Here is a 21,727-nt window from a genome sequence, read left to right on the forward strand (position 1 = left end):
TCGGTGGACCATGCCACCTCTTGAAGCTTGCCGCTTGGGGCTTGCAGCTACCCGCTCGTCAGAGCGAACGCGCCACTTCGACCTTCTCGAAGACTTCGATCTTGTCGCCGACCTTGACGTCGTTGTAGCTCTTCACGCCGATACCGCACTCCATGCCGGCGCGCACTTCGGCAACGTCGTCCTTGAAGCGCCGCAGCGATTCGAGTTCGCCCTCGAAGATGACCACGTCGTCGCGCAGCACGCGGATCGGACGGTTGCGGTGCACCATGCCCTCGAGCACCATGCAGCCGGCGACCGCGCCGAACTTCGGCGAGCGGAACACATCACGCACTTCGGCGATACCGAGAATATTCTCGCGCACATCGCTGCCAAGCATGCCCGACAGGGCTTTCTTGACGTCCTCGATGATGTCGTAGATCACATTGTAGTAGCGCAGGTCCAGGCCTTCCTGCTCGACGATCTTGCGCGCACCGGCATCGGCCCGCACGTTGAAGCCGAACAGCACGGCGTTGGAAGCCAGTGCCAGGTTGGCGTCGCTCTCGGTGATACCACCGACACCGCCACCGATGACGCGCACCTGGACCTCGTCGTTGCCCAGGTCGCTCAGCGAGCCCTGCAGCGCTTCGAGAGAACCACGTACATCGGACTTGAGCACGATGTTGAGGGTCTTCTTCTCGTCCTGCCCCATGGTCTCGAAGATATTTTCCAGCTTGCCGGCATGGGCGCGGGCCAGTTTCACTTCACGGAACTTGCCCTGGCGGAACAAGGCGATCTCGCGCGCCTTCTTCTCGTCGGCGACGACGATCAGTTCGTCACCGGCATCCGGCGTACCATCGAGGCCAAGGATCTCGACCGGGATGGACGGACCGGCATCCTTCACCGGCTTGCCGTTCTCGTCGAGCATCGCCCGCACGCGGCCATAGTTGACGCCGACCAGCACCATGTCGCCCTGGTGCAGCGTACCGTCCTGGACCAGCACGGTGGCTACCGGGCCACGGCCCTTGTCCAGGCGCGACTCGACCACTACCCCACGGCCCGGGGCCGAAGGCGTTGCCTTGAGCTCCAGCACCTCGGCCTGCAGCAGCACGGCCTCGAGCAGTTCGTCGACACCGGTACCGACCTTGGCCGATACGTGTACGAACGGCGCATCGCCGCCCCACTCCTCGGGAATCACATCGAGCGCGGCCAGGCCGTTCTTGATGTTGTCCGGGTTGGCTTCCGGCTTGTCGATCTTGTTCACCGCGACCACGATCGGCACGCCAGCGGCTTTCGCGTGCTGCACGGCTTCCTGGGTCTGCGGCATCACGCCATCGTCCGCGGCGACCACCAGGATCACGATATCGGTAGCCTGGGCACCCCGTGCGCGCATCGCAGTGAACGCGGCGTGGCCGGGGGTGTCGAGGAAAGTCACCATGCCACGCTCGGTTTCCACGTGGTAGGCACCGATATGCTGCGTGATGCCGCCGGCTTCACCGGACGCCACCTTGGCGCGACGGATATAGTCGAGCAGGGAGGTCTTGCCGTGGTCGACGTGACCCATGACGGTCACCACCGGCGCCCGCGAGAGCGCCTCGCCCTCGAACTTCAGGGATTCGGCCAGTTGCTCTTCCAGCGCGTTGTCGCTTACCAGCTTGACCTTGTGCCCCAGCTCCTCGGCGACCAGTTGCGCAGTCTCGCGATCCAGTACCTGGTTGATGGTGACCGGCGAGCCAAGCTTGAACATGAACTTGATGACTTCGGCCGCCTTGACCGACATCTGCTGCGCCAGTTCGCTGACGGTGATGGTCTCACCGATGGAAACCTCACGCACCACAGGCCCGCTAGGGCTCTGGAAACCATGCTGGTTGCGCTTCTTGCCGGACTTCGACTTGCCGCCGCGACCGCGACGGAAGCCATCGGCATCGTCGTCGCCAGTGCGCACTGTACGCGCCAGGGGCGCCTTGGCCTTGAGCGCCGGGCGATGCTGTGCCTGCTTGCGATCACGCCGTTCGTCATCATCGTTGCGCGCCTTCTCGACCCTGCGCGGCTCTTCCTTCTTGCGCTCATCGGCTGCCACCACGGGCTCCGCCGGAACCTCGGCGGCAGTCGCGAGCGGAGCACTGGCCACGGATTCGGACGCTTCCCGGGCCTTGTGCCGGGCTTCTTCCTCGGCACGCAGGCGGGCTTCTTCCTCGGCCTTCAGGCGTGCGGCCTCTTCGGTCGCACGCTGGGCTTCCAGCTCACGCTGCTTCTCGGCCTCGATCTCCTCCGGACTGCGCTTGACGAAGGTCTTCTTCTTGCGCACTTCCACACTGATGGTCTTGCTACCGGCGACCCGCAGCTTGGTGGTGGTCTTGCGCTGCAGCGTGATCTTGCCGGGCTCGCTCGTCTTGGCGCCATGCCCACCCTTGAGGTGGGCCAGCAACGCCTGCTTCTCACTATCGGTCACTACTTGCTCGGCGCTGGTGTGCGACAGTCCTGCCTCACGCATCTGCAGCAGCAGTCGCTCGACCGGTGTGTCGACCACTTGGGCCAGTTCTTTCACCGTGACTTGCGTCATGCATCTCTCTCCTCAGGCCGCTAAGTGCTTACTCGAACCAGTGGGCTCGGGCGGCCATGATCAGCTTGCCGGCACGCTCTTGGTCGATGCCGTCTATATCGAGCAAATCGTCGATCGACTGCTCGGCCAGGTCCTCACGAGTGACGACCCCCCGCACTGCCAGTTCGACGGCCAACTCCTTGTCGATTCCTTCCAGCGCGAGCAAATCTTCGGCTGGCTGGGCATCGGCCAGCTTTTCTTCGGTAGCGATAGCCTTGGTCAGCAAACGATCCTTGGCCCGCGTACGCAATTCGTTGACGATATCCTCGTCGAAACCTTCGATGCCAAGCATTTCCTCCATCGGCACATAGGCGATTTCTTCCAGCGTGGTAAAACCTTCCTCGACCAGAACCTGTGCCAGCTCTTCGTCGACATCCAGTTCATCGATGAAATTGCGCAGGATGTCGCCGGTTTCTTCCTGCTGCTTGGCCTGAATGTCGGCCTCCGTCATCACATTGAGCGTCCAGCCGGTCAACTGGCTGGCCAGCCGCACGTTCTGGCCACCACGACCGATGGCCTGTGCCAGGTTGTCCTCGGCCACCGCGATGTCCATTGCATTGGCATCTTCATCGACGATGATCGCCGCGACTTCGGCGGGCGCCATGGCATTGATGACGAACTGCGCAGGGTTCTCGTCCCACAGCACGATATCGACACGCTCGCCACCGATCTCCCCGGAAACGGCCTGGACCCGCGAGCCACGCATGCCGATACAGGCGCCTTGCGGGTCGATACGCTTGTCCTTGGAACGCACGGCTATCTTGGCGCGGGAGCCCGGATCGCGGGAAGCGCCCTTGACCTCGATCAGCCCTTCGGCGATTTCCGGCACTTCGATACGGAACAGCTCGATCAGCATCTGCGGCGCGGTACGCGAAAGGATAAGCTGCGGGCCACGGTTTTCGGTGCGGATTTCCTTGAGCAGGGCACGCACACGCGCGCCGACGCGGAAGGTCTCGCGAGCGATGATGTCCTCGCGGGCGAGAACGGCTTCGGCATTGTTGCCGAGGTCGACGATCACGCTGTCGCGGGTGACCTTCTTCACGGTCCCGGAGATGATCTCACCCAGCCGATCGCGATAGGCCTCGACCACCTGGGCGCGCTCGGCTTCACGGACCTTCTGCACGATCACCTGCTTGGCGGTCTGGGCCGCGATGCGGCCGAACTCGATCGAGTCGATCTTCTCTTCGATGACCTCGCCGATGGCGGCATCCGCCTTTTTCTCGCACGCCTGTTCGAGGGTCAGTTCGGCGGAGGGATTCTCCAGCGCCTCGTCCTCGACCACGGTCCAGCGACGGAAGCTGTCATAGTTGCCGGTCTGGCGATTGATCTCCACCCGCAACTCGACTTCATCGTCATAACGCTTCTTCGTGGCGGTAGCCAGAGCAAGCTCCAGCGCCTCGAAGATCACACCGGCCGGTACGCCCTTTTCATTGGACACCGACTCCACAACCAGCAGTACTTCTTTGCTCATCGTACGCCTCGCCTTTCGCAATCCATTGGGGTCCGCGGATTCCGCTTCATTCGAAACGGGGAATGATATTGCCCTTGTCGATCAGGTCGAGCGGCAACAGATACTCGTGCTCATCGACCTGGACGACAACGTCCTGCTCTTCCACACCGCGCAGAAGACCCTGGAAATTTCGCCGCCCCTCATAGGGGGAGCGTAGTTTGATCTTGACCTGCTCGCCGATATACGCAGCGTACTGCTCCAGCGTGAACAGAGGCCTGTCCATACCTGGAGAGGAAACCTCCAGAGTGTAATCGGTACTGATCGGGTCCTCGACATCCAGCACACCGCTGAGCTGACGACTGACCTTTTCACAGTCGTCCACCAGAATGCCGTTCTCGTGCTCGATATAGACCCGCAGCAGGGAATGCCGCCCCTGGGAAATGAACTCCACGCCCCAGCACTGGAAACCAAGTGCCTCGACCACCGGGGCCAACAAGGCCTGCAACTGTTCTAGCTTGCTCGACATCGAAGTCCCTCGTGCATGCCGTATAAATGAAAAATGGGCGAAACGCCCATCCATTGAACCGCCTGTAAACGCCGGCGACCTGGCTCTAGCCAATAAAAAACCCCTCGTAGGGGGCCTTTATCAACTGGTTGCGGGGGCTGGATTTGAACCAACGACCTTCGGGTTATGAGCCCGACGAGCTACCAGACTGCTCCACCCCGCGACAAACTGGGCGCAAATGGTACAACCAAAGCCTCCAGAAATCAATAAAGCCCATAAACAAGAAAACCCGCACTAGGCGGGCTTGCTTGTTTGGTACCGAGGAGGGGACTCGAACCCCTACAGCCTATGGCCACTACCACCTCAAGGTAGCGTGTCTACCAATTCCACCACCTCGGCAAAAACCTTACTTCACCTCATCCACTTGAGGAACGTCCTGCTCGCCGCCAGCCTGGCTGCCTTCGAGAACAGGAACATCATCAACCACCGGGGCGGCAGAGGGAACCTCGAGCACCGCCGGATCGGGCAAGCCAGCCTGGGACAGGCGATCCGCCTGCTCGCTTGCGAAAAACGCCAAGCCAAGACTGGTGACGAAAAAAACGGCGGCTAGTATAGCAGTAAGCCGACTCAAAAAGGTAGCGGAACCCTGGCTTCCGAACACAGTTCCCGATGCACCCGCACCAAAGGAAGCCCCCGCATCAGCGCCCTTACCCTGCTGCAGCAGCACCAATGCAACCACACCAACGGCAACCAGCAGATGCACCACGATAACGACAGTCTGCAACATCTGATCAGTTCCCTGCGGCACGACAGATCGCGCCGAATTCATCCGCTTTCAGAGAGGCTCCACCTATGAGCCCCCCATCGATATCCGCCATCGCAAAAAGCTCGGCGGCATTCTCGGCCTTTACGCTACCACCGTAAAGAAGCCGTGCAATTTCTGCCACTGCGGCATCTTCGTTCGCCAGATACCCGCGAATCGCCGCATGGACTTCCTGCGCCTGCCCAGGCGTTGCCGTCAGGCCAGTACCTATCGCCCAGACAGGCTCATAAGCGATCACCGCATTGGCGAAGACCGCAACACCGTGATCCTCGATGATGCGACACAACTGCCCCAGCACCACCTCCAGCGTCTTTCCGCTACGCCGCTGCTCGAGCGTTTCGCCAAGACAAAGGACAGGACTCATGCCACTCGCCAGGACTGTCGCGAACTTCCGACTGACCACCGCATCACTCTCGCCCATCACCAGGCGACGCTCGGAATGCCCGACAAGCACCCACCGGCAGCCGAACTCGGCCAACTGCCCGCCACTGACCTCGCCTGTCAACGCACCCTGCCCGGACTCCTCGGCGCAATTCTGCGCACCTACGGAGATCGAACCGGACGCCAAAGCATGCATGGCCATGTCCAAGTGGATGAGCGATGGAAAAACCGCGACATCCACCGACCCTGGCAACACTTGCCGCACCAGATCTCGAGTCAACTCTGCGACGCTAGAGCGGGTACCGTTCATCTTCCAGTTACCAGCTACCAATGGGCGACGCATGCTTTACCTCGTCGGTCAAAGTGGGCGCAGATGGTACTCAAGAGACTCCAGGCTGGCAAGCGGCAATCACGAACAAATTTCACCGACGATACGTGCCAGATGCTCGGCATGAGCCCGCACCAGAGCCTCGTCATCGCCCTCGACCATCACCCTTACCAGGGGCTCGGTCCCCGACTTGCGCAAGAGCACACGACCACGCCCCGCCATGCTTTCCGTGACCTGATCGCAAGCCGCCCGCACATCAGGGTGATTCACCGGGTCCAGATCCCCGGAAAAACGCACATTGATCAACACTTGCGGGCACTTGTGCCAGGCCAGCCGTTCCCGGGCCAGGCTCTGCCCGCGACGGCGCAACGCCAGCAGCACCTGCAAGGCTGCAATGATCGCATCCCCGGTGGTGGTGTGCTGCGCACAGATGACATGCCCGGAATTCTCGCCGCCGAGCACCCAGTCACGCTCCAGCATCTCAGCCACCACATAGCGGTCACCGACGCCAGCGCGCGCGAAGGGGATGCCGCACGCCTTGAGCGCCAGCTCCAGCCCCAGGTTACTCATCAGGGTGCCGACCACCCCGCCCGGCAGACAATCGCGCTCCTGCAGGTCGGTGGCGATGATGTACAGCAACTCGTCGCCATCGACCACCGTGCCGGTATGATCGACCATCAGCACCCGGTCGCCATCGCCATCGAAGGCGATCCCGAGGTCGGCACCCTGCTCGATCACGGCCTTCTGCAGATGCCCCATATGGGTCGAACCGACACCGGCATTGATGTTCAGGCCATCCGGCTCCGCCGCCGTCACCAGGACCTCGGCACCCAGTTCGCGAAACACGCTGGGCGCCACCTTGTAGGTCGCGCCATGGGCGCAATCCAGCACCAGCTTGAGCCCCGAGAAGTCCGTACTGCTGGGCACGCTGCTCTTGCAGAACTCGATATAGCGTCCCGCCGCGTCATTGATCCGCGAAGCCTTGCCCAGGTGCGCCGAATCCACCACCGTCATGGGCGCATCCAGCAGTTCCTCGATCATCAACTCGACCTCATCGGGCAACTTGGTGCCCCGGCCCGAGAAGAACTTGATGCCATTGTCATGATGCGGGTTGTGCGAAGCACTGATGACGATCCCGGCATCGGCATGGAAAGTACGCGTCAGGTAGGCGATGGCCGGGGTCGGCATCGGCCCCAGCAGCAGGATATCGGCACCCGCCGCCGACAATCCCGCCTGTAGCGCCGACTCGAACATATAGCCGGATATCCGTGTGTCCTTGCCGATCAGGATGCGGCTCTTGCCCTGCTTGCGGAAAGCCATTCCCGCCGCCCAGCCCAGCCTGAGCATGAAATCGGGGGTAATCGGAAACTGACCGACATGGCCACGAATGCCATCGGTGCCGAAGTATTTTCTAGTCATGGAAAGACTTTCCTTATTCCGCCGCCATTACCGCGGCAATCATGCGGACCACATCCGCCGTTTCGGCGACATCGTGCACACGCACGATACTGGCCCCCTTGGCCACCGCCAGGGCCGCCAGCGCCAGGCTCCCCGGCAAGCGCTCATGCACATCCCGCCCCAGCGTCCGGCCGATCATGCTCTTGCGCGAGACACCGACCAGAAGAGGCCGGGCCAGCTCATGCAGGCGCTCGAGGTGCTTGAACAGGCTCAGATTATGTTCGAGCGTCTTGGCGAAACCGAAACCGGGATCGAGCAGAATCTTCTGCGCGGGAATTCCCGCCGACTCGCAAGCCTTCATGCGCTCGCGCAGGAATGACGCCACCTCGTCGGTGACATCCCGATAGCAGGGATCGTCCTGCATATCGCCCGGCTCGCCAAGCATATGCATCAGGCAGACAGGCAGGCCGGTCGCGGCAGCGGCATCCAGCGCACCGTCACGGCGGAGCGAACGCACATCATTGAGCAGGCCGGCACCAAGTCGCGCACTCTCGCGCATGACCGCCGGAGTCGAGGTATCGACCGACACCACCACGTCCAGCTCCCGCCCGATCGCCTCGACCACGGGGGCCACCCGCTCCAGCTCCTCGGTGGGAGAAACCGGGCGCGCACCCGGCCGGGTCGACTCGCCGCCCACGTCGATGAAGGTGGCTCCCGCCTCCACCATCGACTGCGCATGGCGCAGGGCCGCATCGCGCGCGGCGAAACGACCACCATCGGAAAAGGAGTCAGGCGTCACGTTGAGGATGCCCATCACATGCGGACGGGACAGGTCGAGAATCCGGCCGCCAAAGGCCAGCCGGGACGAACATGGGACTTCTGTCATCTACAGACCTTACTAGCGGCCAGTCGGGCGACTGGCCGAGGTGCCACTCAATGCTCGCCGGCAGGCCCGCCGATCGGAGCGTCGGGACGAGGTTCCTGCGGCTGCACGGGCGGTGTGCCCGAAGCGCCCGCATCGCCATCCCAGTCACGCGGCTCGCGCACCTCACGCCCCGCCATGATGTCGTCGATCTGTGCGGCGTCGATGGTTTCATACTTCATCAGCGCTTCGGCCATGGCATCCAGCTTGTCGCGGTTATCCACCAGGATCTGCTTGGCGGTGCCATAGCACTGGTCGATGATGCTGCGGATTTCCTCATCGATCAGCTTGGCCGTCTCGCCCGAGACGTTGGCCGCCTGGCTGCCCGCGCTACGTCCGAGGAACACTTCACCCTCCTCCTCGGCATACATGAGCGGCCCGAGCTTCTCCGAGAGCCCCCACTTGGTCACCATGTTCCGCGCCAGTTGCGTGGCACGCATGATGTCGTTGGAAGCACCCGTGGTGACCCCTTCGAAACCCAGGGTCATCTCTTCGGCGATACGCCCACCGAACAGCGAGCAGATCTGGCTGATCAGCGCGCGCTTGGACAGGCTGTAACGATCTTCTTCGGGCAGGAACATGGTCACGCCCAAGGCACGCCCACGCGGGATGATGGAAACCTTGTAGACCGGATCGTGCTCGGGCACCAGCCGCCCGACGATGGCGTGCCCCGCTTCGTGAAAGGCTGTATTGAGCTTTTCCTTCTCGGACATGACCATGGTCTTGCGCTCGGCGCCCATCATGATCTTGTCCTTGGCCAGCTCGAACTCCTTCATTTCCACCAGGCGCTTGCCGGAGCGCGCGGCGAACAGCGACGCCTCGTTGACCAGGTTGGCCAGGTCGGCGCCGGAGAAGCCCGGCGTGCCACGGGCGATCACCGCCGGCTCGACATTCTCGCCGAGCGGCACCTTGCGCATATGCACCTTGAGGATCTGCTCGCGGCCACGGATGTCCGGCAGGCCGACCACCACCTGGCGATCGAAGCGACCGGGACGCAGCAGCGCCGGGTCGAGCACGTCGGGGCGGTTGGTGGCGGCGATGACGATGATGCCATCGTTCATCTCGAAACCGTCCATCTCCACCAGCAACTGGTTGAGGGTCTGCTCGCGCTCGTCATGCCCGCCACCCAGGCCAGCGCCACGGTGGCGACCGACCGCGTCGATCTCGTCGATGAAGATGATGCAAGGCGCGTGCTTCTTGGCCTGGTCGAACATGTCACGCACACGGCTGGCACCGACGCCGACGAACATCTCGACGAAATCGGAACCGGAAATGGTGAAGAACGGCACCTTGGCTTCGCCGGCGACAGCCTTGGCCAGCAGCGTCTTGCCGGTACCGGGCGAGCCGACCATCAGTACGCCACGCGGGATACGCCCGCCCAGGCGCTGGAACTTGCCGGGGTCGCGCAGGAACTCGACCAGTTCGCTGACTTCTTCCTTGGCCTCGTCGCAACCGGCGACATCGGCGAAGGTGGTCTTGACCTGATCTTCCGAAAGCAGGCGCGCCTTGGACTTGCCGAAACTCATCGGGCCGCCCTTGCCGCCCGCGCCGCCCTGCATCTGGCGCATGAAGAACATGAATACGGCAATGATCACCAGGATCGGGAAGCTGGCCACCAGCAGTTGCGTCCAGATGCTCTGCTGTTCCGGCTGCTTGCCTTCGATCACCACGTTGTTGTCGATCAGGTCGCCGATCAGGCCATTGTCCTGTATCGCCGGACGGATGGTCTTGAAGGTATCGCCGTCGGCCCGACGCCCGGTGATCACATAGCCATCGACGGTGACGCGATCGACGCGCCCTTCCTTGACCTGCGAGATGAAGTCCGAATAGTTGAGCGTCTGCGGCTCGTTCGGGCTGGAGAAATTGTTCATCACCGTGACCAGTACGGCGGCGATGATCAGCCACAGGATCAGGTTTTTTGCCATATCGTTCAAATTAACTACCCTCTGGAGCGCCCCGCCCGAGCGGAGTGCATGACGGCCAACAGCTTGTACGGCCTAAGTTACTACACAACGAACACCCTCAGGCACAAGTCGTCTGTAACCCCATATGAAGATCATAGCCCGTCGGCGGGCCATTGAAAGCTTTTTCCAGGACCGCGCTCGAACCCGTCGAACATAGGACCTACAATGCCGGCGACGGGTTCTAGTCGCCCTTGAAACCCCGCCCGAGCAGATACTGCTCACGGGAGCGATCACGGGACGACAATGGCTTGCGCATCTGTACCTTTTCGAAGCGCTGCCGTACGTCCCGGAGATAGGCATCGAACCCCTCCCCCTGGAATATCTTGATCAGGAAATCCCCGCCCGGGCGCAGCACCCGGGTGGCCAGATCAAGCGCCAGCTCACAGAGAAACATCGCCTTGGCCTGATCCGCTGCGCGCACCCCACTCATATTGGGGGCCATATCGGAAATCACAAGGTCCACCGGGCTCTCGCCGATGGCCTCGAGAATCCGTGCGAACACCGCATCCTCGGTGAAATCCCCCTGAATGAAGGTGACATCGGCAATGCTGTCCATCTCCAGGATGTCCGAGGCGATCAGCCGCCCCTTGTCGCCGATCACCCGGCTGGTCACCTGCGACCAGCCGCCCGGCGCGGCGCCGAGGTCGACCACCGTCATGCCGGGGCGCAGCAGGCGATCCCGCTCCTGCAGCTCCAGCAGCTTGTAGCTGGCCCGCGAGCGATAGCCATCGCGTTGCGCCATCTTCACATAGGGGTCGTCGAAATGTTCTTTCAGCCAACGGGAGCTGGTCTTGGAGCGTGCCAAGCTGTTACCTCATAGTCTGTGCGGCCCGGAGTCTCTCGGTTACACTAGCCGACTTTTTCAAGGGTTCCGACGCAAAGGGTCGAATTATGCCGCTCAACAACGAGCAGAAGAAACACTACAAATCCATTGGCCACCACCTCAAGCCCGTGCTGATCATCGCCGAGAACGGCCTCAGCGAAGGTGTGCTGGCCGAACTGGAGCGCGCCCTGAACGACCATGAGTTGATCAAGGTACAACTGCGCCTGAACGAACGCGAAGACCGCCAGGCGGTGATCGCACAGTTGTGCGCCAGCGCCGGCTGCGAACTGGTGCAAAGCATCGGCAAGGTGGCGCTGGTCTATCGCCGCAACCCCAAGGCCAACCGGCAACTGTCCAATATCAGTCGATTCCAGGGCTGAAGCTTCAAGCGTTCAGGCATGAAGCCGTGCCCGGCGACGGTCATCCGCCACGCTTCGCCCTCGACGGCGGAGCTGGCTGCAGCAGCAACAGCAGGCCACAGCCACCCACCGCCAGATAGCTGAGCATCAGCCCCTGCTCGGCAGGCCAGATGGCGCGCAGCATGAAGTGAACCCCGGTCAGCAACAAGGCCAGCGACAGCAGTTGCCCGCGCAAGTCGCGCAGCAGCGCCGCCAGCCCCAGGGCACGCGACAGGATCAGCATCTGCAGCAGGATACAGAACGCGGCGAAGCTCAGCAGCGATGGCCGCAACGCGGCGGCCACCTCCTGCACCAGCAAGGGTGCGAAACCAAGCTCGCGCAGAGACGGCAGCATCACGAACTGCAGCAACCAGAGCCCGCAGCCCCAGAATGCCTGGGCAAGCCGCCAGCTGGCGCTGGCCGCCTGCTCCCTGATCCACTCAGAGATGGCGAACCTCGACGATCTCGTACTCGACCAGGCCGCTCGGGGTCCTGACCGTCGCCACGTCGCCCTCGATCTTGCCGATCAGCGCGCGAGCGATGGGCGAACCCACCGACAGCTTGCCCTGCTTGATATCGGCCTCGTCCTCGCCAACGATCTGGTAGACCACGCTTTCGTCGGTCTCGACATTGGCGATTTCCACCGTGACGCCGAAAATCACCTTGCCAGTGTGGGCGATGGTGGTGACATCGATGACCACCGCATGCTGCAGACGCCCCTCGATATCGCGGATACGCGCCTCGACCATGCCTTGCTGCTCACGGGCGGCATGGTATTCGGCGTTTTCCTTGAGGTCGCCCAACTCGCGCGCGGCACCGATCTCCTGGCTGAGTTTCGGGCGCATTATCTTGGTCAGGTGGGTCAGCTCTTCTTCCAGGGCACGGGCGCCCTGGACGGTCATCGGGAATTTGTTCATGCCTTGATTCCTGCATGGAGATCCTGCAAGCGGCGCACGGTCTTCTCGGGACCGAACTTGAGCGCCTCACAGATCGCCTGGCCACCCGCGATGGTGGTGGTGATGCAGATCTTGTGTTGCAGAGCGTTGCGACGGATGGAATAGGAGTCAGCGATGGACTGACGGCCGGCGGTGGTATTGATGATCAGGCTCACCTCGTCGTTCTTGATCATGTCGACGACATGCGGACGGCCTTCGGTGACCTTGTTGACGCGGCGCACCGGCAGACCGGCATCCTCGATCAGACGCGCGGTACCCGCCGTGGCCACGACCTCGAAACCGAGGCTGACCAGGTCACGCGCGACCTGTTCGACGAAGGGCTTGTCATCCTCGCGCACACTGATGAAGGCGCAACCGGAGGTCGGCAGGATCTCGCTGGCGCCCAGTTGAGCTTTGGCGAACGCCTCGGCGAAACTGTCGCCGACCCCCATCACCTCGCCGGTGGACTTCATTTCCGGGCCGAGGATGGTGTCCACGCCCGGGAACTTGGCGAATGGGAACACCGCTTCCTTGACACTGAAGAACGGCGGGATGATCTCTTCGGTGAAACCCACCTCGGCCAGGCTCTTGCCAGCCATCACGCGGGCGGCGACCTTGGCCAGCGAGGTGCCGATGCACTTGGACACGAACGGCACGGTGCGCGAGGCGCGCGGGTTGACTTCGAGTACGTAGATGTCCTCGCCCTGCACCGCCATCTGCACGTTCATCAGGCCGACCACGTCCAGCTCCAGCGCCATGCGCCGCACCTGGTCGCGGATTTCGTCCTGGATCGACTGCGGCAGCGAATAGACCGGCAGCGAGCAGGCAGAGTCGCCCGAGTGGATACCAGCCTGCTCGATATGCTGCATGATCGCGCCGATGACCACGCTCTCGCCGTCGCACACCGCGTCGATATCGACCTCGATGGCGCAATTGAGGAAGTGATCGAGCAGTACCGGGCTGTCATTGGACACCTGCACCGCCTCGCGCATGTAGCGCTTGAGCTCGTCTTCCTCGTAGACGATTTCCATCGCCCGGCCACCCAGCACATAGGATGGGCGCACCACCAGCGGATAGCCGATGACCTTGGACGCCGCGATGGCTTCTTCCTCGCTGCGCGCGGTGGCGTTCTGCGGCTGGCGCAGGTTCAGGCGCTGCACCATCTGCTGGAAGCGCTCGCGGTCCTCGGCGCGGTCGATGGCATCGGGGCTGGTGCCGATGATGGGCACGCCGGCCTCTTCCAGGGCGCGGCAGATCTTCAGCGGAGTCTGGCCGCCGTACTGCACGATGACGCCCTTGGGCTGCTCGACGCGGACGATTTCCAGCACGTCTTCCAGGGTCACCGGCTCGAAGTACAGGCGATCGGAGGTGTCGTAGTCGGTGGAAACGGTTTCCGGGTTGCAGTTGACCATGATGGTTTCATAGCCGTCTTCGCGCATGGCGAGGGCAGCGTGCACGCAGCAATAGTCGAACTCGATACCCTGGCCGATACGGTTCGGGCCGCCACCGAGGATCATGATCTTGTCGCGGCCCGACGGGCTGGCTTCGCACTCTTCCTCGTAGGTCGAGTACATATAGGCGGTGTCGGTGGCGAACTCGGCGGCGCAGGTGTCGACGCGCTTGTAGACCGGCAGCACCTTCAGCTTGTGACGATGGCTGCGCAGGTTCTTCTCGGTGACACCGAGCAGCTTGGCCAGACGCGCATCGGAGAAGCCCTTGCGCTTGAGCCTGTACATCAGCTCGCGGTCGATGGAGGACAGGCCGAGGGTCTTGATCAGCGCCTCGTCCTTGATCAGGTCTTCGATCTGCACCAGGAACCAGGGGTCGATACGGGTCAGCGCGAACACATCCTCGACGCTCTTGCCGGCGCGGAAGGCATCGCCGACGTACCAGATGCGCTCGGCACCGGGCACCGTCAGCTCACGCTTGAGGGTGCTCTCGGCCTCGGCATCGGCCAGGTTCAACTTGGGATCGAAGCCACTGGCGCCGACTTCCAGGCCGCGCAGGGCCTTCTGCAGGGACTCCTGGAAGGTACGGCCAATGGCCATGACCTCGCCCACGGATTTCATCTGGGTGGTCAGGCGGGCGTCGGCCTTGGGGAATTTCTCGAAGGCGAAACGCGGCACCTTGGTGACCACATAGTCGATGGCCGGCTCGAAGGACGCCGGCGTACGCCCACCGGTGATGTCGTTCTGCAGTTCGTCGAGGGTGTAGCCGACCGCCAGCTTGGCGGCGATCTTGGCGATCGGGAAGCCGGTGGCCTTGGAGGCCAGCGCCGAGGAGCGCGACACCCTCGGGTTCATCTCGATCACCACCATGCGGCCAGTGTTCGGGCAGATACCGAACTGCACGTTGGAGCCGCCGGTTTCCACGCCGATCTCGCGCAGCACCGCCAGGGAGGCGTTGCGCAGGATCTGGTATTCCTTGTCGGTCAGGGTCTGCGCCGGCGCGACAGTGATCGAGTCGCCGGTGTGCACGCCCATCGGGTCGAAGTTCTCGATGGAGCAGACGATGATGCAGTTGTCCTTCTTGTCGCGGACCACCTCCATCTCGTATTCCTTCCAGCCGATCAGCGATTCGTCGATCAGCAGTTCCTTGGTCGGCGACAGGTCCAGGCCACGGGTGCAGATTTCCTCGAACTCCTCGCGGTTGTAGGCGATGCCGCCACCGGTGCCGCCCATTGTGAAGGACGGACGGATGATGCAGGGGAAGCCGACCTTGTCGAGTACGCCGTAGGCCTCCTCCATGCTGTGGGCGATGCCGGAGACCGGGCAGGCCAGGCCGATGTCCTTCATCGCCTTGTCGAAGCGCGAGCGGTCCTCGGCCTTGTCGATGGTGTCGGCGTTGGCGCCGATCATCTCGACGCCGAATTTCTCCAGCACACCGTTGCGCTCCAGTTCCAGCGCGCAGTTCAGCGCGGTCTGGCCGCCCATGGTCGGCAGCAGCGCGTCGGGGCGCTCCTTCTCGATGATCTTGGCCACCGTCTGCCACTTGATCGGCTCGATATAGGTAGCATCGGCCATGGCCGGGTCGGTCATGATGGTGGCCGGGTTGGAGTTCACCAGGATGACGCGGAAACCTTCTTCCTTGAGCGCCTTGCAGGCCTGGGCGCCGGAGTAGTCGAACTCGCAGGCCTGGCCGATGACGATGGGGCCGGCGCCGAGGATCAGGACACTTTTGATATCTGTACGTTTTGGCATAGGTCTTACTCGAATCCTTCGCTCAGCGGATCAACGGCGGGCAGCCATGGCGGAGATGAAACGGTCGAACAGCGGCGCGACATCGTGCGGCCCCGGGCTCGCCTCCGGGTGCCCCTGGAAGCTGAACGCGGACTTGTCGGTGCGCTCGATACCCTGCAAGGTGCCGTCGAACAGCGATTTGTGGGTGGCGCGCAGGTTGCCCGGCAGGCTGTCATGGTCCACCGCGAAACCGTGGTTCTGGCTGGTGATCATCACCACGCCGGAGTCCAGGTCCTGTACCGGGTGGTTGGCGCCATGGTGGCCGTTTGGCATCTTCACTGTCTTCGCGCCGGAAGCCAGCGCCAGCAACTGGTGGCCCAGGCAGATACCGAACAGCGGGATGTCGGTCGCCAGGATTTGCTGGATCGCCTCGATGGCGTAGTCGCAAGGCTCGGGGTCGCCCGGGCCGTTGGAAAGGAAGATGCCATCCGGCTTCAGCGCCAGCGCTTCGCCGGCCGGCGCCTGGGCCGGCAGCACGGTGACGCGGCAACCGCGCGCGACCAGCATGCGCAGGATGTTCAGCTTGACGCCGAAATCGTAGGCCACCACATGGTAGGGCAGCGCCTCGGCGGCAACCTCCGGGTGGCTGTCATCCTTCAGGTTCCAGACACTGGAGCGCCATTCGTAGCGCTCGCGGGTGCTGACTTCCTTGGCCAGGTCCATGCCCTTCAGGCCCGGGAAGCTGCGCGCCAGCTCCAGGGCTTTCTCTTCGGTCGCACCTTCGCCAGCCAGGATGCAGCCATTCTGCGCACCCTTCTCGCGCAGGATGCGGGTCAGGCGGCGGGTGTCGATACCGGCGATGGCGACAGTGCCACGCTCTTTCAGGTACTCGTCCAGCGGCTGACGATTACGCCAGTTGCTGGCGACCAGCGGCAGGTCGCGGATCACCAGGCCGGCGGCCCATACTTGCGAAGCCTCGGCATCTTCTGGCGTGGTGCCGGTATTGCCGACGTGCGGATAGGTCAGGGTGACGATCTGCCGGGCATAGGATGGATCGGTAAGGATTTCCTGATAGCCGGTCATGGCAGTGTTGAAGACCACTTCACCTATGGTCTGGCCATCGGCCCCGATGGATTCGCCGCGAAAGATGCTGCCATCGGCGAGTGCCAGAATGGCAGGTTGAAGGGCTGGCTTAGTCAAGAGACCTCCCGAAGATCTGGCTGAAGCACACGCAGATTGTAAAAAAGCGGGATGACGTGTGAAGGTCATCCCGCTTTTTTATCTGATTCATTCTGCGCAACTTTTACTTTTAGTGGACACACTAAAGTGGGAATCATACAGAAAGGGCGCTCTCCGGTCCACCCGCCACGCGGGATTCGGCAGGGCGATCGCGCTATGCCGTTATTCACCGGCAAGGTGCTTCGATAAAAGCGCTGGAAGCTGGATGCTGGACGAAAAACACTGGTTGCCACGCTCTTTCGTCCAGCCTTGAGCCTTCCAGCGCTGTTTTCGGCTGTTTGCCGGGCATAGCGCGATCGCCCTGGCAGCGCCGGACACGACCGCCCCGAAATCGAGCCCGATTTACGGGCGACGCGACAAGCGCGCACCAAAACGATGCAAGGCACTCGAATAAAAAACGTAACCAATTGAATATGATAAGGAAATCTTTATGGCTCGCACCTTGCTTCAGGCTTTGCACAAAGGGCAAAAGGAGCAATGCATGCCAGCCTTCTACGATGAAATGGTCGACCCCAGCGGCGAATGCCGCCCGCACTACAAGGCATTCGCCAAGTGGCTGGCCGACACCCCGGAAGAATTGCTGCAGCAGCGTCGGCGCGAAGCCGACCTGCTGTTCCACCGCGCCGGTATCACCTTCACCCTCTACGGCGACGAACAGGGCACCGAGCGCCTGATCCCCTTCGACACCATCCCCCGCGCCATACCCGCCAGCGAGTGGCGGCACGTCGAACGCGGCTGCATCCAGCGCGTACAGGCGCTGAACATGTTCCTCGACGATATCTACCACGACCAGCGCATCCTCAAGGCAGGTATCGTTCCGGCCGAGCAGGTGCTGGTCAACGACCACTACCAACTGGCCATGTGCGGCCTCGACCTGCACCGCAACCTCTACGCGCACATTTCCGGCGTCGACCTGGTACGCGATGGCGACGGCAGCTACTACGTCCTCGAAGACAACCTGCGCACCCCCAGCGGAGTCAGCTATATGCTGGAAGACCGCAAGATGATGATGCGGCTGTTCCCCGAACTGTTCGCCAGCCAGCGTATCGCGCCGATCAACCATTACCCGAGCCTGCTGCTGGAGACCCTGCGCAACTCCAGCCCGCTGGACAACCCCAGCGTGGTGGTGATGACCCCGGGCCGCTTTAACAGCGCCTATTTCGAACATGCCTTCCTCGCCCGCGAAATGGGCGTGGAACTGGTGGAGGGCGCCGACCTGTTCGTCCGCGACGACCGCGTCTTCATGCGCACCACCTACGGCGCCCGCCCGGTGGACGTGATCTACCGCCGACTGGACGATGCCTACCTCGACCCGCTGGCGTTCAACCCCCACTCCGCCCTCGGCGTGCCCGGCCTGCTGTCGGCCTACCGGCGCGGCAACCTGGTGCTGGCCAACGCCCTCGGCACCGGCGTCGCCGACGACAAGGCCATCTACCCCTTCGTGCCGGACATGATCCGCTTCTATCTATCGGAAGAACCGATCCTCAAGAACGTGCCGACCTGGCAATGCCGCAAGCCCGAGGAGTTGTCCCATGTACTGGCCAACCTGCCGCAACTGGTGGTCAAGGAAACCCAGGGCTCCGGCGGCTACGGCATGCTGGTAGGCCCCGCCGCCAGCCAGGCCGAGATCGAGGACTTCCGCCTGCGCCTGAAGGCCAATCCGGCCAACTACATCGCCCAGCCGACCCTCAGCCTGTCGACCTGCCCGACCTTCGTCGAAAGCGGTATCGCCCCGCGCCATATAGACCTGCGGCCCTTCGTCCTCAGTGGCCGCGACACCCGCCTGGTACCGGGCGGCCTGACCCGCGTGGCGTTGCGCCAAGGTTCGCTGGTGGTCAACTCGTCCCAGGGCGGCGGCACCAAAGACACCTGGATCGTGGAGGATTGCCCATGCTGAGCCGTACCGCCGCCGATCTCTACTGGATGTCCCGCTACCTGGAGCGGGCGGAAAACCTCGCACGCATGATGGATGTCAGCTACTCGCTGTCACTGATGCCGCAGGCCGGCCAGGGCAACGGCCTGGAAGAACTGGCCATGCCGCTGCTGATCACCGGCACCCAGGAAGCCTACCTGCAGCGCCACGGCGCCCTGCACGCGGAAAACATGCCGCACTTCTTCGCCCTGGACGAGCAGAACCCGGCCAGTATCTACAATTGCCTGGCCAGCGCCCGCGCCAATGCCCATGCGGTACGCGGCCGCATCACCACCGACATGTGGGAGAACATCAACACCTCCTGGCTGGACATGCGCCACATCGCCGCCCAGGGCCTGGGGAAATACGGCATCAGCCGCTTCTGCGAGTGGGTCAAGGAACGCTCGCACCTGTTCCGAGGCGCCACCGTCGGCACCATCATGCGTGGCGACGCCTACCGCTTCATCCGCCTCGGCACCTTCATAGAATGCGCCGACAACACCCTGCGCCTGCTGGATGCGCGCTACGAATTGCTGGGCGAGGAAGTGGACACGATCGACGATCGCTCGGCCCATGCCTACTACCAGTGGAGCGCGCTACTGCGCGCGCTCTCCTCGTTCGAAGCCTTCGCCGACATCTACCGTGGCTCGCCGCGCGCCGGCAAGGTCGCCGAACTCCTGCTGCTGCGCCCGGAAGTGCCGCGCTCGCTGCGCACCTGCCTGGAAGAGATCGACCGGATCCTCTCCAGCCTGCCCGGCGACAACGGTCGCCCGGCCCAGCGCCTGGCCGCCGAACTGGTCGCCGGCGTGCGCTACATCACCATAGAAGAAGTGCTGCAACAGGGCCTGCATGACTCGATCACGCGCCAGATCGAACACTTGCACTCACTGAGCAACGCCATCCACAGTGCTTACCTGGAGGCCGCATGAAACTTTCCATCGACCACGACACGACCTACAGCTACGACGATCAGGTACGCGCCAGCATCCAGTATCTGCGCCTGACACCCCAGGAAAGCCGCCGCCAGCGCATTCTCAGTTGGAACCTGGAACTGCCGCGCCCGGCCTCGGCGCAGATCGACCCGTACGGCAATATCCTGCACGTGCTGACCCTGGACGAACCCCATGACTCGATCCTCATCCGCGCCCGCGGCCAGGTGGAGATCGATGTCGACAGCGATACCGGCGAGGAAGCCGGCTCGCCCCTGCCCTTCCTGCGCAGCACCACGCTGTCCCAGGCCGACGAAGCCCTGCGCGACTTCGCCTGGCAGCACAGTGCCGGCCAGCACAGCCACCAGGCACTGGCACGGCTGATGGAGGCCCTGGCCGACCATATCGAATACGTCCCCGGCGCCACCCACGTCGACAGCAGCGCCGTCGCGGCCTTCGCCGGACGCGCCGGCGTCTGCCAGGACCACGCCCACGCCTTCCTCGCCTGCGCCCGCAGCATCGGCATACCCGCCCGCTACGTCTCCGGCTACCTGTACACCGAGGACAGTGGCCACCTGGCCAGCCATGCCTGGGCCGAGGCCTGGCTGGACGGCGCCTGGTACAGCTTCGACGTGACCAACCGCCTGACCCGCCCTGAACGCCACCTCAAGCTGGCGGTCGGCCTCGACTACCTGGATGCCTGCCCGGTGCGCGGCATGCGCCGTGGCGGCGGCGACGAACGCATGCACGCGAAGGTACGCGTCTCGCCGATGCAGATGAGCCAGCAGTGAGGCAGCGATGGGGTTGTGGCAAAGCGGTCACGCGATCCACGGCGTACGGAAAAGAGCCGAAAAGAGCGCTGGAAGCCGGACGAAAGCGCGTGGCCGCCGATGCTTTTCGTCCAGCTTTCCAGCCCCCGGCGCTTTTGTCGAAGCACCTTGGCGGAGAATAACGGCATAACGCGATAACCCCAGGGGCGGTTGCCAGCCATCAGCCTGAAGCTCACGCTATACTCCGCACCCCGAGCCACTTTTACGATGTCCAGTAGAGCCGCCCGATCATGACCTACTGTGTTGCCATGCACCTGGCCGATGGCCTGGTGTTCGTCTCCGACTCACGCACCAATGCCGGCGTCGATCACATTGCCACCTTCCGCAAGCTGCATATCTTCGGCATCCCCGGGGAGCGCCTGATCGTGCTGCAAACCGCCGGCAACCTGGCCACCTCGCAGTCGGTCATCAGCCTGCTGCGCCAGCGCCTGCATGGCGACGCCCCGAACCTGCACAATGTCCCGACGCTGTTCGACGCCGCCCGGCTGGTCGGCCAGACCCTGCGCGAAGTGGTCGAGCACGACAGCGCGCCGAGCATGACCGCCGGCGTCGACATGAGCAGTTCGTTCCTCGTCGGCGGCCAGATCGCCGGGGCGGCGCCCGGCCTGTACAACCTCTATCCGCAGGGCAACTTCATCGCCTCCACCGTCGATACGCCCTACTTCCAGATCGGCGAAAGCAAGTACGGCAAGCCGATCCTCGACCGCGCCCTCAACCACCGCACCACGCTGGAGCACGCGCTACGCTGTGCGTTGATCTCCTTCGACTCGACCATCCGCAGCAACCTCTCGGTCGGCCTGCCGCTGGACCTGCTGGTCTATCGCAACGACAGCCTGGAAGTGCCGCACGGCTATCGGGTAGAGGAAGGCGACGCCTATTTCGAGGCGGTCAGGCAGCAGTGGGGGAACGGCCTGCGGCAACTGCTGCAGGAACTGCCCAGCACACCGGCCAGCTATCTGGGCGAATAAGCGGCAAGCCATCGGCTTGACGGCTGGAGGCTGGAGGCTGGACGAAAGAGCGTGGCAAGCAGTGTTTTTCGTCCAGCGTTCCAGCCTCCAGCGCTTTTATCGAAGCACCTTGCCGGTGAATAACGGCATGACGCGATCGCCCTGGGCTCATAACCCCTTCCCTAC

18 protein-coding genes and 2 tRNA genes are annotated in these 21,727 nt (G+C 63.1%); 5 read left to right on the forward strand and 15 right to left on the reverse strand.

Translation table 11 applies throughout. The features are described 5' to 3' along the window. Positions 1-58: 58 nt before the first annotated feature. The 11 genes from infB to rlmE all read right to left on the reverse strand — a co-directional run bounded on the left by infB (position 59) and on the right by rlmE (position 11,154). Entirely contained in the window at positions 59-2,539 is a 2,481-nt protein-coding gene (infB, locus tag DNJ95_RS05000) for a translation initiation factor IF-2 (protein WP_131183627.1), read from the reverse strand. Between the two features lie 28 nt (positions 2,540-2,567). After that, the gene (gene nusA / locus DNJ95_RS05005) at positions 2,568-4,049 is read right to left on the reverse strand and encodes a transcription termination factor NusA (protein WP_131183628.1); all 1,482 of its coding nucleotides are present in this window, start codon (positions 4,047-4,049) and stop codon (positions 2,568-2,570) included. Positions 4,050-4,095: 46 nt separating this feature from the next. Next, on the reverse strand, positions 4,096-4,554 hold the full coding sequence (rimP, locus tag DNJ95_RS05010) for a ribosome maturation factor RimP (protein WP_131183629.1): 459 nt from the start codon (positions 4,552-4,554) through the stop codon (positions 4,096-4,098). A 125-nt stretch (positions 4,555-4,679) separates the two neighbouring features. Beyond that, positions 4,680-4,756 (reverse strand) — tRNA-Met (locus tag DNJ95_RS05015). 90 nt (positions 4,757-4,846) lie between these two features. Further along, a tRNA-Leu gene (locus DNJ95_RS05020) sits at positions 4,847-4,932 on the reverse strand. A gap of 7 nt (positions 4,933-4,939) precedes the next feature. Continuing rightward, entirely contained in the window at positions 4,940-5,320 is a 381-nt protein-coding gene (secG, locus tag DNJ95_RS05025; protein ID WP_131183630.1) for a preprotein translocase subunit SecG, read from the reverse strand. A gap of 4 nt (positions 5,321-5,324) precedes the next feature. Then, entirely contained in the window at positions 5,325-6,080 is a 756-nt protein-coding gene (gene tpiA / locus DNJ95_RS05030) for a triose-phosphate isomerase (protein ID WP_131183631.1), read from the reverse strand. Positions 6,081-6,146: 66 nt separating this feature from the next. Continuing rightward, a complete protein-coding gene (gene glmM / locus DNJ95_RS05035) occupies positions 6,147-7,484 on the reverse strand; it encodes a phosphoglucosamine mutase (RefSeq protein ID WP_131183632.1) in 1,338 nt (445 codons plus the stop codon). Positions 7,485-7,497: 13 nt separating this feature from the next. Next, entirely contained in the window at positions 7,498-8,349 is an 852-nt protein-coding gene (gene folP / locus DNJ95_RS05040; RefSeq protein ID WP_131183633.1) for a dihydropteroate synthase, read from the reverse strand. 47 nt (positions 8,350-8,396) lie between these two features. Continuing rightward, entirely contained in the window at positions 8,397-10,310 is a 1,914-nt protein-coding gene (ftsH, locus tag DNJ95_RS05045; RefSeq protein WP_131183671.1) for an ATP-dependent zinc metalloprotease FtsH, read from the reverse strand. A gap of 220 nt (positions 10,311-10,530) precedes the next feature. After that, complete coding sequence (gene rlmE / locus DNJ95_RS05050; RefSeq protein ID WP_131183634.1) at positions 10,531-11,154, reverse strand: 23S rRNA (uridine(2552)-2'-O)-methyltransferase RlmE; 624 nt, start codon at positions 11,152-11,154, stop codon at positions 10,531-10,533. Positions 11,155-11,240: 86 nt separating this feature from the next. Between rlmE and yhbY the strand changes: the two genes are divergently transcribed. Next, positions 11,241-11,552, forward strand: coding sequence for a ribosome assembly RNA-binding protein YhbY (yhbY, locus tag DNJ95_RS05055; protein WP_131183635.1), 312 nt, complete (start codon positions 11,241-11,243; stop codon positions 11,550-11,552). Between the two features lie 40 nt (positions 11,553-11,592). On the opposite strand, the gene DNJ95_RS05060 is transcribed toward yhbY, so the two are convergent. The 4 genes from DNJ95_RS05060 to carA all read right to left on the reverse strand — a co-directional run bounded on the left by DNJ95_RS05060 (position 11,593) and on the right by carA (position 16,884). Next, entirely contained in the window at positions 11,593-11,925 is a 333-nt protein-coding gene (locus tag DNJ95_RS05060; protein ID WP_420824381.1) for a DUF4149 domain-containing protein, read from the reverse strand. Positions 11,926-12,010: 85 nt separating this feature from the next. Next, positions 12,011-12,487: a transcription elongation factor GreA gene (gene greA, locus DNJ95_RS05065; RefSeq protein ID WP_131183637.1), complete on the reverse strand. Its 477-nt coding sequence runs from the start codon at positions 12,485-12,487 to the stop codon at positions 12,011-12,013. Then, positions 12,484-15,705, reverse strand: coding sequence for a carbamoyl-phosphate synthase large subunit (gene carB / locus DNJ95_RS05070; RefSeq protein WP_131183638.1), 3,222 nt, complete (start codon positions 15,703-15,705; stop codon positions 12,484-12,486). Before carB ends, greA begins: the two co-directional genes overlap by 4 nt. A gap of 30 nt (positions 15,706-15,735) precedes the next feature. Then, positions 15,736-16,884, reverse strand: a complete 1,149-nt coding sequence (gene carA / locus DNJ95_RS05075; RefSeq protein WP_242671909.1) for a glutamine-hydrolyzing carbamoyl-phosphate synthase small subunit — start codon at positions 16,882-16,884, stop codon at positions 15,736-15,738. A 520-nt stretch (positions 16,885-17,404) separates the two neighbouring features. Here carA and DNJ95_RS05080 point away from each other — a divergent pair. From DNJ95_RS05080 to DNJ95_RS05095, 4 genes are all read left to right on the forward strand, one after another. Beyond that, positions 17,405-18,820 (forward strand): circularly permuted type 2 ATP-grasp protein, encoded by a 1,416-nt coding sequence (locus DNJ95_RS05080; RefSeq protein WP_131183640.1) that lies wholly within the window; start codon positions 17,405-17,407, stop codon positions 18,818-18,820. Next, positions 18,814-19,764 carry an alpha-E domain-containing protein gene (locus DNJ95_RS05085; RefSeq protein ID WP_131183641.1) on the forward strand — a complete coding sequence of 317 codons (951 nt, stop codon included), beginning with the start codon at positions 18,814-18,816 and terminating at the stop codon, positions 19,762-19,764. Before DNJ95_RS05080 ends, DNJ95_RS05085 begins: the two co-directional genes overlap by 7 nt. Next, positions 19,761-20,555, forward strand: a complete 795-nt coding sequence (locus DNJ95_RS05090) for a transglutaminase family protein (RefSeq protein WP_131183642.1) — start codon at positions 19,761-19,763, stop codon at positions 20,553-20,555. Before DNJ95_RS05085 ends, DNJ95_RS05090 begins: the two co-directional genes overlap by 4 nt. Before the next feature lie 269 nt (positions 20,556-20,824). Then, a complete protein-coding gene (locus tag DNJ95_RS05095) occupies positions 20,825-21,562 on the forward strand; it encodes a proteasome-type protease (RefSeq protein WP_131183643.1) in 738 nt (245 codons plus the stop codon). Positions 21,563-21,727 lie beyond the last annotated feature (165 nt).

The sequence above is a fragment of the Stutzerimonas kirkiae genome, assembly GCF_004327335.1.
Classification (GTDB): Bacteria; Pseudomonadota; Gammaproteobacteria; order Pseudomonadales; family Pseudomonadaceae; genus Stutzerimonas; species Stutzerimonas kirkiae.